The sequence below is a fragment of the Fundidesulfovibrio soli genome (genome assembly GCF_022808695.1).
Taxonomy (GTDB): Bacteria; Desulfobacterota; Desulfovibrionia; order Desulfovibrionales; family Desulfovibrionaceae; genus Fundidesulfovibrio; species Fundidesulfovibrio soli.
The window spans coordinates 73,006-84,992 of sequence record NZ_JAKZKW010000017.1 but is presented as its reverse complement, the minus strand read 5'-3'; the positions used below and the strand labels follow the sequence as shown (position 1 = coordinate 84,992).

The following is an 11,987-nucleotide window of genomic DNA, read 5'->3' as shown; positions in this document are numbered from 1 at the left end:
GGTGCCGCGCACCCCCCCCTCCCAAATTATTTACAACTTTTTTCGCCGTAGAGGCCGATTTTCCTGCATCTCATTTGCATCGCCGTCCTCCATCCGGTAAATAATGAAACGTTAATAATATCCATTTAGGGAGGACTTCGTGTGATTGACGTCTACGTTGCATCCAACGCCACACGCTGGGAGACGGATGAAGAGCGCAAGATATGCGCCGACTTCCGCCACCTGGCATTGGACAAGCTCATGATCGGGGGCATGTTCAAGGGCTTCACGGGAGTGAATCCGAACACGGCCCTGGCAGTGTACCACTACATCATCAAACGCACCCTGGGATTCGGGAAACCATACGAGCGCATCACCCGCAAGGAGATCGCGGAGGAGTGCAGGATTTCTGTCCGCACCGCCCAGCGCGTGGTCAACCTGATGCAGGAACGCAATCAATTGCGCAAGATGACCGCCCACTCCGGCTCCGAGTGCTTCTATGCCATCAACCTCCAGATGGCGAACCAGCACATCGAGGATGGCATCCGGCGGGAGCGCGGTACGGTCTCCCGCGAGAGCATGCTGGCCCTCCATAAGAGCTTCCAGGGCAAGACCTTCGAGACCATGTGCAAGTTCGTGGACGCGATCGCAAACACCGTGATCAACGCGGTAAAAGATTTCATCGACATGGTGAAACAAACTGCGAGGAGTCTCATGGGCGATCTTCTGAGCATGGTGAAACAGGCCAAGGCAGCCACCCGGGAGCATGCCGTCAAGAAGCAAGAGAAGCGGGCCGCCGAGCCACTTTTCAGCGCGGCCGGCAAGGCCAACCCGAAGGCCCTGATGGAGTTCTGGTACAAGACCCTGCGCGACCACGACTACACGGGCATCGTCCGGGACATGACCGGCAAGACCTTGGGCATGGCCAAGAACTGGCTGAACGAACTTCACGCCTCCGGGCTCGACGACGAGGCGATCCGTCATAAAGTGGAAGACCTGGCGATTCGCTGGAAGCATGTTTCCACTAACCGACGCACCCTGACTTGTACCAGCAAGAGCGGCAAGAACTATAAGTATTTCATGACCATGACTCCCGAGTTCGTATCCTACTACACGAATCGCACCGTGATCGACCCGACCCTGGCCAAGACCATAGTATTTGCATCCAGGCCCTCCAGTGGCATGGCTGTACGGCCCCTTGAAGAAGGGGAGTTCTAGGAGGAATGGCTATGAATATGGCTTTGCTGGAAAAGGCCGTCCTGTTCTCATGGAACGTGGACAAGGAGGGCGGCACGATCAAGCGCGAGATCCTCCAGGCCCTCCACAATGAGCACCACCTGGACCCGTGCTTTCTGCGGGAGCCCAAGTCGGAGAAGAACATGCAACTGATTGCGTGCCCTACCGTCATTGCTCAGATGCACGGAAAGAGCCATTCGATGAAGGCGAATAACCGCCTTCCGAGGCTGACCAAGGAAGAGCTGGCTGAGCTGACGTCCGGGCCTGGGCATCAAGCATGACCACAGGATCGTGTGCTGCTTCGTGTCCAACCCGCTGCAGATCGGCAAGCTGGCCAGCTACATCGCGGCCACGTATGCCTTCTCCACCCACACGGTCCCGCGGGTGGTGGACTTCAAGGACCTGATCCAGATAGCGTTCCAGTCCACCCTTGAGGACACGACAGACTATGAGAGGATGATCCCGGCGGGCCTGCTGGTGGTCACCAACCCGTTCGGGACGTTCTCCGGAGCCGATAAGGCCAGCGGCACGATCTCCTCGCTCTTGCTTGAGCGGATGAGCGGGGGGAAGCCCACCGTCTTCATCGACGTCCTGTTCGGGGATACGCTGTCCCTTGCGGATAGGGGACTCCACCCCACCGAGAAGGAGTACCGCCAGATGGTCTACAACCTGATGGGAGGGTCCAAACTCACCCAGTTCCTGGCGGGAGGCAACACCAAGGTCATGTTCCCGAGCAACCTGCGTTCTCAAGCATCTGAGGAGGCTTCCGGTGTCCATCGGAAAACAGTTACTGTTTAGCGTCCTCACGGACAAGGACACGACTAAGCGCCGGCAGAGCTTGGGCCGCCTAGTCGACAAGGGGAGTTGTAGAAGATGTCCCGGGAACTAAGGGTAAATCGAATGGGGTGCAGCCAAACTTTGCCTAGAGGATCACCGAGGGGAAGTCCCGACCTCGCGGGATTCGTGGCCTGTAATTTGATTGAAAGTTTTGAAAAAGGATCCACACCCCTGGTCGGCGGGAGGCTGACATGCGAGACATGATCAGACTCAAGATTCGGCGGTTTTTTTGTCGGAAGAGCCATAAGCTACTCGTTTATGGCTCCGCCGAACCTCCCCCGCAGAACACACTGGGACAAGCAGTATCTACCCGTCCCAACCCGGTGGGCACATGGTATCCCAGAGCAATGCCACCCGCACAACTCGCAGAACATGCAATCGATTGCAGGTGTCCCAGGGGCCCGGTCAGACTCCGTTTTAGGGGGGCAGTGGCATTCTTGCGGGACTCCTCTGCGATGTATGCGGCAGGTGGCCGGTGCAGCCGGACATTTCCTGCTGTCCGTGGGAGCGAACCATGCCAGGCATGGGGGCCAATTCCGCTTAGCACAGATGCTCAAGAGGAGAAAAATAGCATGTGTCATTGATAGGGTGTTTACAAGAAGAAATGGGCGACCCTACAACGAGGCTCCAGCTGCTTTCTATCGTGCCGTTGAGCATCTTGGGTTAAATGGCGGAGTGACGGAATGGCAAACAGGTTGTTTTTCATACGCTACGGCACACGGCTGCAACCCTCGCAGGTAAAAGCGTGGTTCCAGTGCGTGTCATGCAAGATGTTTTTGGATGGTTGACCACCGTGATGGTGCTTAGGAACGCCAAAGGATGTGATACGATCAAGAAGTGTATAATGGATATATTGTGGCTGTTTACACAGGAATCGGAAGAGGTGAAGGTCATCCCGCGTTGTTAGAATGAATAGCAACTTTCTATTCATTTAGGAAGATGCACACAGATATATAAAGGAGAGACACCGGTATTCCGAGAGCAGGCGAAGTCATTAGGATTAATTCTAAGCCCGCTTACAGCGAAATCAGACGAGGTTTGTTTTTCCGGGTGGGAGCGTTCGTGGAGGCAGTTAACATCAATTAAGCACATAATATTTACGTACATAGAAATATATTGCAGCGATAAGTGTTTTCGCTTTTATTGTGTGCGATTCTCAGTCGATTGAATAAGTTCGATCTAGTGGCGTCGCGGGTTTTAGGTCGAATAGAGAGGCCATTTTTTTCATTGGCTGCGAACGGTCCCTTTCAGGTTGCCGTACCGGTCGCGTACTTCCCAGGTTTTCCCTCCATCGTAACTACGCGCTTTCCCAATCTGATTGCCATACTTGTCGGTCATAACCTTGACATCTTGTGAGGCGGGAGTCTCGGGGCGAACTCTCCCCGTGAAGTTGCCCTTGTTGTCGTAGAAGTCTGCGGAACTTCCCGTTTGTTCTGCCGCAACAGCCTGGATCTGAAACAGGAGTAGGACAGCAAGGATAATGAGCTTTATCATGGCTAGATGATAGCACGCCGGGGAATGGCAGGGAAGCCACCTCGACCTCCCGCCCATGTTCAAGGCCAAGCTGCCATTCTGAATGGGCACCTCAGTTCAACCCGCTCCCTCAGGAAACGGACGTTAGTCGGTCTACCGCTTTATCGGCATGAATAGCGGTCCATTCGGTCAGTGTTCATCAAGGCGTGCGAGCAAGCGAAGCAAGCGTCCACTTCAAGGTAATCGGCTTAATTGGGCATCACCCCCTTGGCCAAGAAGTCAGCCTCTCGACCGTCTTCAGGCGGTAGGAGGACTTCTTTGCTCATGTTCCGCTTCCTCTCCAGTAGTTCATGCAGCTTCAAGTCGAAGCTGAACTCCTTCAAGTGTGGTTGTCCATGTATTGCCAACGGGTAGTAGACATGGACATCCTTCTCCTGCCCAATGCGGTAAATTCGGTCGGTGCACTGATCTTCCACCGCAGGATTCCACCAGCGCGAAAGATGAATAACGTGGTTGGCTGCGGTAAGCGTTAAGCCAACCCCGCCAGCCTTAGGAGACAGGATCATTACATCAAAACCATCACGCTCTTGCTGGAAAGCCTGAACGTATCGCTGTCGTACGGCCCCCGGAACGGAACCATTGATGATGAAAGGTAGTCTGCCGAGCTGATACCGCTCCTTGAGCTTGGTAGCCAGTACAGTTTGAAGGTCCAATGACTCCAAAAATACCAATGCTTTCTCACGTCTGTCTCGGATAGCGTCCAGCACCATGATTGCCCGCGCAAGCCGAGCAGACCAGCCTATGTAGTCATCCCCAGAGCTGATCCAAGCTTCAGGAGCTTCTGGGTGCAGACTGACCATCCGCAATGCGTGCAGCAACTTTAACGACGCCCCTGGTCCTCCATGCCGATTTTGCTTGATGGCGAATTCGTAAGCCTGCGCTTGGCGAGCAGGCATGGTGGCAGCCTCCACATGTTCGGTTTTTGCGGGTAGACCTTGGAGTGTGTCGCATTTCATTCGCCGCAGCATGGGGCGAAACGTCTTTTGCCCCTTCCCCTCAAGTCTATCCTTGAGCAGCTTGAGCTTCTCCAAGTTTGCATCACCATAATCGGCCATGAAGCCTCGGAGGTCACCCAGAAATCCTGGCAATAGAGCATCCATAATTGACCAAATGTCAGCGAGAGAGTTCTCGATGGGTGTCCCTGTTAAGCCGAGACAGAAGTCCGCACGCAGTACTTTTACTGCCCTTGTGAGCTGGGATGTAGGATTCTTGGCCCTCTGCATCTCATCGAATACAGCCACACTCCATGGTATGGTTGCAAAACTATGATGATAGTCACGAAGAGTTTCATATGTGGTAAGCACCCAGTCAGCTTCTTGGATACGTTGGACATCTAGATGCGATGTTCCATTGTCTACATCCCGCCCCTTGGTCTGCCGGAGATGACGCATTTTGATCCCCAGGACCTCAATACATTCTCCCAAGCCGCGTTCGTCGAGATGAGTGAGTACCTCCTGCTTCCAGTTCCCAACCAAGCTCGTAGGGGCTACAATCAGGATGGGCTTTCGCGTACGGTTCAATTCAACACGGCGCTGCTGCACCCAAGACAAGAATGCAAGTGAGGCAAGTGTTTTCCCCAACCCCATGTCGTCTGCCAGCAATGCACCACTGGTGCCGGTTGACCACATTCGCACCAACCACTCCAGGGCCTCTTGTTGATGAAGCTTCAGCGTTGTCCGCAAAGCGTGCGGGAGGCAGTGTCGTACTTCTACCGCGACACGCTTTCGGTAGGAACAATACCTTGTTTCATCCAAATTTTCAGTCACTTCTATGAAGATCGGACCAACGACGTCGTCCTTGGCGAGGCCTTCGGGCTGATCCGGCTGTTCTTCTGGCTCAGACACCAGACGATTGATACTTTCAAGGACTTCTATCGTAGCAGGAACGGCGGGAACGGGAACATCTTGTATCACTGCACAGGGTCGACCTTGCTCCATTGCCTCCTTAATATCTCGGATGGCTGAATCGACCTCATCAGAGGTGGAAAACGCAACCGATTTATCCTCAACCTTTAGTCCAAACGACTCAGGTATCCACGAATTCGGGGCACGCTTGACCCAGGGAAGGACTGTGGGAACCCAAAGGCCTAGTCCCACCACCCGTTCAGAATACTCTTGGGTTACCACAAACATTGCTTCAACGGCTGCCCCACCGAATCGTTCACCTAGTCTTTCTTGTAAGTGTCTTTGCGGATGACGAGCGAACTCACGACGCACTTCAGGTGAAGCCCCCCGAACTTCTTTGACCACCTCCAGCGCCTCACGCACCAGAGGTTCAACAAAGATGTAGCGGTTTTCGCCGAGCACATAGGAAGAGCGAACCTGAGGATATGTGACGGTGAAATCCCGAATAAAGTGCTCATGAAGCGCTGGGGGGAGAAGGGCTTCACTCTCCAGCGGCAACGCAGCCCTACTGGTCCGAGGGACTTCCTCCTCCTCTAAACCACTCGTGCGTTCGTCCTCTAACCGCCTGCGGCCAAAGAGCACAGGCTCTACATCGAAGGCAGCGCGTGACGTCTTTAGCCTTAATGACAAAGCCGCAGCATGGAAAACACGCAGGCTGTCCAGATAGCCATCGCGAGCCACCTGATCTTTAGCCTGCTGAGGGAGAGCTGCGGTCAGCCGGGCGAGGTGCCTACGGCGCTCGTCCTGATCATCATTGGTGATGGCGTTGAAGTCATCAATGGCCGAAGCCAAGTCATAGAGCGTTACTGGTAGACGTTGCCAAACTCCCATGTGTTGAATCATGGCACCTACGCGACGAGCGCCAATGGCCTTTTGACCTTGGGACGTAAGCCACGCAGCCTCCAACTGAAAGTCAGACTGACTCATGATCCCCCGGCTCTGAATGGACAAACACAATGGAGTGCACGGAGGTAGAGTCAACATCTGAGCTTGAGCTTGTCCCAAGTTGGCCACGTATCTGTGGCTCAGAAGTATGCCGTCTTCTTCTCGAACAGCTGCCGCTGCCTGAGAAGGTTCAACATCTCCAGGCATGTTCGCCATTTCAAGTTCGTCCAGGGCTCGAAGCAATAAGCCTGCTTGTGACGATAGTGTTCCTTGGCTGATGGATTCCCAGCTATCTGGAGAGACGAACATGGATTTACCGATAAGAGGAGTCTTTCTCATTTGAAAGAAGACTCCGTTTTCGGTGGGGGTATGTATGAGCGTGGTCGACATGGTATAAATAACACCTCTAACGGTAATCGTTGGCAAGCACCCGCCTGCCTGTTTCCCTTCGGATATGTTCCGCCACATTTTCGCGCCATGTCCCACCGGCATAATGCGTATACGGGCCTGGCTTCTCTGAACCTTGGGTCAAATCATTCTTGCTGTAGCGTGGCCTGTACAGTGCGGGAGCATACTTGTTTCGATCACTCCATATGTGACAACGCCCATTGTGACTCCAGTCCACAACTACAAGATTGTCAATTTTCATGATCAATACAATGTGATTCATTATATCAGTGGAGTAGGTAAGCTCAGCATAGCTTAACGCTTGTCCCAGAGGAGAATCTGCCTGCAAGTTGATCCGTCGAGCCTCCCGAACCCCATTGACACCCAGAACAACCCAGGCCTCATTGATGAACCCTTTCCGGTGATAGGCCCTCCAGAACTTCCCCCGCATTTGCCACATGCGGCGGGCATCCTCATCCATATCAGACACACGGTCAACGATGCCCAAAAACAACTCCAGCGATTGCTCAGTCAACCACCCATGCATAACCGCTTTGGCTTCTTCACGCACAGGAAGCCATAGGGCACGGTCCAACCGAGGGTCGTGCAACTTGTTCAAAAGGAACGTCTTCACTCGATTACGAATAGTTTCGTCACCCTTTGTTGCTCGGAAAGGCATAAGCAGTGCATTTGTGACCTCCCGAACCACTAGGTTGGCTCCCTGGAGGGCCAAGCCTCCTTCCCCATTGGATGAGAGGTCGATGATACGTTGTGCCACCTCCTGTGAGTCCAAACGGTTACCCTGTTTGGAGGCCTGCCGAAGAGCCGCCTGAAAAATGCTTATACCGAGTTCAGATACGGCTATACCCGGTGGCAAACCTGCTTGATCCAGGGCGGCCACATATCCATGTGACGCATCGACATCCTGGCGGAGCAAGTGCCTAGCCAGGGAAGCCACAACTTGGTCAGGATTAAAGAGGTGATACTTTTTTGCCGGGTCTGCCCACCGCCGCCCCATGGCGTCTGCACGAGAGGCCAAAAATGCGGCAAGGATGCTGGCGGCGGATGGGAAGGAACTGAAAACATGGACATAAACCCTTGCCAGTCCGCGTAGAATGCGCCCCTTGGCCCGCTGTGCCAGCGCTCCTAGGTAGGCTTGGAGAAGAGTCATCTCCTCAAGAAGACCGCTCTCCTTGTCTAAACACATTGTGGAGTAGCGCCAATCAAGAACATCAAAGGCCGAAAAATCTTTGCTTTTGGCAGCCTGGACAATTTTTGTTCGCAGCATTGACAGATCAATCGGCGGTTTTGTTTGTCTGTCCACCCCCTCACCAATTCGCCTTGCAGCCTCTACTGCCTTGGAAGTGGGAAACTCCATTGAGCGGATCGGACAGACGGGATTCTGCCAAGCTTTCAATATGTCTTTGAGTGTCAGACTCATTCGAGCAGCCTCTTGGCGGCATTTACTTCTTTTTCGCTGGGTGGAGTCATGATGAATCGGATGTCGATACGTCTGTTGCGCCGCTTGTTTTCGGGACTGTCATTGGGAGCCACCGGTCTTTTTAGGCCATAGCCTGCGACAGACATCAACGGGTAGCCGACTCCACCTGAGACGCCCTCGTCAGCCCGCACTTGGCGACTCCGCATGGCTCCCAACAGCGGCCGTTCGCGAGTCATAACTTGATAGGTATGCAGGGCACGCTCCATGGAAAGCCGCCAATTCATATCCTCAGTACCATCAGAGTCCGTGTGTCCCTCAATCAGAAGGGCTTCCAACCCAAAGGCGGTTGTCGGGCAATCAGCCGGTGGGATGGCATCCGGCAACGTCGAGTAACAGGGTAGAACCTGGGCCAGAGCCCTGGCCAACTTGGTTACCGCTTCCCTACCTTCTGGTAGCAGTTCCGACTTGTTCACAGGGAAAAGAATGGATTCCGGCAGGCGCAGGATGCCATTATCCCTGTCAATGAGCACGGTAACACCTTGGTCTTTGAGGGATTGGTAAACCTGTTCTACGACTGCCTGACGGGCTTGCTGCGCTCCCTGCAGCAAGTCCAACTGGGCACGTAGACGAGCCTTCTCCTCTTCGGCGGCCTTGCGCTGCTCCTCCAGGAGACGGTTTTGCTCTCGAAGGTCTACAGAGTCATCGCTGAATTTCATGGCAAAAAACATGAGCATGATGATGAACAGGAAAAGCATTCCCACCATCATGTCAGTCATGGAGACAAAAAAGTCTTCCTCGTGTTCACTGTCTGCGCTATGAGATTGTTCAAATGCCATGACTGTCCCAAGACATAATTATTAAATTATCGCTGCTTTAATGCGACAAGCATTTGTTCAAATGTATCGTTAAGCTCTTCGACAGACTCCTGAAAAGTCCCGATGGCTTTCCCAAGGTGTTTATCTATACTATTAACGTATTGATTCAGTTTTGCTGCATTGTTATCTACAGCCTCCATCACACCTAGCAGTACCTTTGCCAAAGATTCATCAACACCTTTGAAACGCTCAACGTGTTGCTGCCAAGCTTTTTCAAGGCCTGATGATGTCTGACGAATCGCCATTTCAGCCGTTGTTGCCGTTTTCCCAACAGCTGTTGCCCCATCCAAAAGGGAACGAAGCGACTGCTCCATTCCCCTTACACTGACGGCAAGAGCTTTCTGAGTGCTTTCGATGGGGTCTGCGGCGGCAACAATATTCCGAGCGGCAGCCTCCATGGCCTTTGCCGCAGCTTGGGAACCATTGGCGGCCTCGCGCACGCTCCGCCCATGGTTGCCGAGCGATTGGTCTACTTCGGTCAAGGAACTCGCAAGGGCCTGGATGTGCCGCTTCATATTATCCAACGAATCGTTCAACGAACCCAGTACGGAGACAGTCCCATCGGTAAGCTTAGCCGCAGCGGCCTGTCCCTGGGCCGAAACCTCCTCGCCGACCTTGGAGAGGGCAACGCTCATGTTCTCTCTCGCCGCCGAGCTTACTTGGAGTAGATTCTCCATGGCTTCCTGATTAGCTTTCGCCACTCGGGCAGATTCATCACGCATCTCTCGCAGGACACCTGCAATGGAGTCATTCATGGCTTGAGCATTACGGGAGGTCTGGTCACCGGTTTCGGTGGCGGTGCGACGCAGGGTCTCGGCCATTGCCTCAACAGCCTTGCCCAATGTAGCCACGGCCTGAGCGCTCTCCCCCGTCACGTTTCCAACGGCCTCAGACATTGCTTCTCGCATTTGAGCCAAAGCCTGAGCCATCCCTTCACCAATTCCGTGCAGGCGTTCCTGGAGAGCGGTTTGCGCCTGACTGACATCTTGAGCGACGCTTTGGCTTATCCCTCTGGTGGCCTCGGCCAATCCTGCCACACCTTCACGCAGTTCTCGGGCCGCCGCCTCCAGCGTTGAAGCGAATGCACCACCGCCACTGTCCAGAGAGTCTTTCATCTGAGCCAGCGAGTGCGTCAGCGTTTCCAGTGTGTTGGCCATTGAGGTCAGTTCTGCTCCGGCCTGTTGGTCCACGACCTGGTTCATTCGAGTTGCCAGGACGTTGAGCGTTTCCTCCTGCATGGCCCTGAGATTTTCGCCGATAGTTCGGCCGATAGTCTCTTCCATCGCGCCAATGTTCAGGCCCACTTGGTCCAATCCTTGACTGATTGGGTCGACCGCCTGGACCACCGCTTGGGACACTGCTTCCGAAGTCGATAAGAATCCGTCACGCAATTCCTGATGGACCGGCCTGACAGCTTCGTGCATGGCGGTGGCCACGGCACCGGACATTCGGATCAGCCCTTCGCTCATTTCGGTATTGAACCGTTTGATCTGCGATGTCGTCTCCTGTGACTCACGCAACTGGTCAATAAGAAGCTGTTCTGGGACCTGGATGGGCAGCAGACGCTCAACCTGTTGCCTGAATGTGCGGAGCTCGCCTTCAAGCTTTTGACGAAATTTCTTCTCCAAATAACTGACCACCAGCGAGGCAAACAGTCCGAAGATAGACGTATAGAATTTGAAACTGGCTGCACTCAAGAGGTCTTTGAGTGCACCTTGCATTGCTTCCTGGCCCTGTCCCCCGTTATCTGTCGCAGCCTGAATTGCCAATGTTGCCGAACTCAAGGCGGCCACCAGTCCAAGAAATGTCAAAAGCAAGCCGATGCCAACGAACAGCCCGGACCACTTCGCCAACCGGCGCAGTTTGACTATGCCCTCAAACTGTTCAGTCGAGAAAAATGTTGTGGGATTCACAGTGAGAAAGAGCGCCCCGCCACCCTTTTGAACCAGAGTCTGCGAGAACCTCTTCCAAGGTGCAACTAGGTCTGGCCCCAGAGTTGGTAGCTCTGCCAGAAAATCCTGATATTGCACCTCGGTCATCCCTTCGACGGGTATGGAATTGAGCTTGCGGCTGCAACGGCGGATTTGGCGTACAAACGGCCACCATGCACGCACTGCCCGAATGATTACGACGACCATTAAAACAAGGATGAGCAAGGATAGAATTTCTGGAGCGCCCTTATATCGCAGGGCTTCTAGCACAGTCGGCATCAGCAGAATAAGCGGAGCACTTAATAGGGACAAAATGTCAGTGAGACCCATCGCGCGTTGCTCCTCCGCTTACGAGTATTAGGATCGAAGACAGCCAAATCTATCCTTAATTTAACAGCAACAAAACGCATTTTTGCGTGTTTTCCTACCTTTTATTGAGCAAATAGCCGCCTACCCCGCCTTAATGTTCGACAGAGCGGACACCATCGAGCCTACTCATCGCGCGTCCTCTATTCCTTGCCAGAGACAAGTACCCCACTGCTTGTCTTGCGAGGCCGAAAGCACTAGGATGCCGCGTCACTGACCGCACACACGCCATGCCCCCGACCATTACAAAGGCCTCCTGATAATCGTCAGGGCTAGGCCGCTGTTCTAGTCATGACCCTTCTACTTTTCAGAACGACCTTTTATCGGGGGGATTACCTCAGCCCCCAATGAGTTCACTGGATGTTCACCCGATGGAGTCATTATGTGATCAGGTGATGTAGTGAGCTGGTCCGGTGACCGGATCCGGGACACAGGCATCTCCCGATTTATCAGGAGCTAGCACCTTGGCTTCTGCGGGTTAATCTGGTTTCCGGGCAGGAGGGCATTGTTGCCCTCAAGGATTCAGCAAATTCCGCGTATTCGTCCTCGCATTATACTCACCTGAGTGCCTGGGGTTTATGGTCCCCCCCGGTGCAGTAGCTGCTTCCCATCG

7 protein-coding genes are annotated in these 11,987 nt (G+C 53.9%); 3 read left to right on the top strand and 4 right to left on the bottom strand.

Annotation, left to right across the window (positions count from 1 at the left end; genetic code table 11):
* The first annotated feature begins 141 nt into the window (after nucleotides 1–141).
* From MLE18_RS13870 to MLE18_RS13860, 3 genes are read left to right on the top strand one after another with little or no spacing between them, the layout of a single operon-like run.
* Nucleotides 142–1,197, top strand: coding sequence for a replication protein (locus MLE18_RS13870; RefSeq protein ID WP_243439397.1), 1,056 nt, complete (start codon nucleotides 142–144; stop codon nucleotides 1,195–1,197).
* An 11-nt stretch (nucleotides 1,198–1,208) separates the two neighbouring features.
* Nucleotides 1,209–1,496, top strand: a complete 288-nt coding sequence (locus MLE18_RS13865) for a hypothetical protein (protein ID WP_243439396.1) — start codon at nucleotides 1,209–1,211, stop codon at nucleotides 1,494–1,496.
* Between the two features lie 22 nt (nucleotides 1,497–1,518).
* Complete coding sequence (locus MLE18_RS13860; RefSeq protein ID WP_243439395.1) at nucleotides 1,519–2,013, top strand: hypothetical protein; 495 nt, start codon at nucleotides 1,519–1,521, stop codon at nucleotides 2,011–2,013.
* A 1,760-nt stretch (nucleotides 2,014–3,773) separates the two neighbouring features.
* Here the strand turns inward: MLE18_RS13860 and MLE18_RS13855 are convergent.
* Genes MLE18_RS13855 through MLE18_RS13840 form a run of 4 tightly spaced genes read right to left on the bottom strand, consistent with a single transcriptional unit; the run spans nucleotide 3,774 to nucleotide 11,338 of the window.
* Nucleotides 3,774–6,764 (bottom strand): DEAD/DEAH box helicase, encoded by a 2,991-nt coding sequence (locus MLE18_RS13855; protein ID WP_243439394.1) that lies wholly within the window; start codon nucleotides 6,762–6,764, stop codon nucleotides 3,774–3,776.
* A gap of 16 nt (nucleotides 6,765–6,780) precedes the next feature.
* Nucleotides 6,781–8,202 carry an EH signature domain-containing protein gene (locus MLE18_RS13850; RefSeq protein ID WP_243439393.1) on the bottom strand — a complete coding sequence of 474 codons (1,422 nt, stop codon included), beginning with the start codon at nucleotides 8,200–8,202 and terminating at the stop codon, nucleotides 6,781–6,783.
* Nucleotides 8,199–9,038 carry an OmpA/MotB family protein gene (locus tag MLE18_RS13845; RefSeq protein ID WP_243439392.1) on the bottom strand — a complete coding sequence of 280 codons (840 nt, stop codon included), beginning with the start codon at nucleotides 9,036–9,038 and terminating at the stop codon, nucleotides 8,199–8,201. The genes MLE18_RS13850 and MLE18_RS13845 overlap by 4 nt, the downstream gene beginning before the upstream one ends.
* 26 nt (nucleotides 9,039–9,064) lie before the next feature.
* Complete coding sequence (locus tag MLE18_RS13840) at nucleotides 9,065–11,338, bottom strand: hypothetical protein (protein ID WP_243439391.1); 2,274 nt, start codon at nucleotides 11,336–11,338, stop codon at nucleotides 9,065–9,067.
* Between the last annotated feature and the right edge of the window lie 649 nt (nucleotides 11,339–11,987).

Excerpts from the sequence above, each read along its gene's own strand:
- MLE18_RS13865 (WP_243439396.1), top strand. The coding sequence starts at position 1,209 with ATGAATATGGCTTTGCTGGAAAAGGCCGTCCTGTTCTCATGGAACGTG.
- MLE18_RS13840 (WP_243439391.1), bottom strand. The coding sequence starts at position 11,338 with ATGGGTCTCACTGACATTTTGTCCCTATTAAGTGCTCCGCTTATTCTG.
- MLE18_RS13855 (WP_243439394.1), bottom strand. The coding sequence starts at position 6,764 with ATGTCGACCACGCTCATACATACCCCCACCGAAAACGGAGTCTTCTTT.
- MLE18_RS13850 (WP_243439393.1), bottom strand. The coding sequence starts at position 8,202 with ATGAGTCTGACACTCAAAGACATATTGAAAGCTTGGCAGAATCCCGTC.
- MLE18_RS13845 (WP_243439392.1), bottom strand. The coding sequence starts at position 9,038 with ATGGCATTTGAACAATCTCATAGCGCAGACAGTGAACACGAGGAAGAC.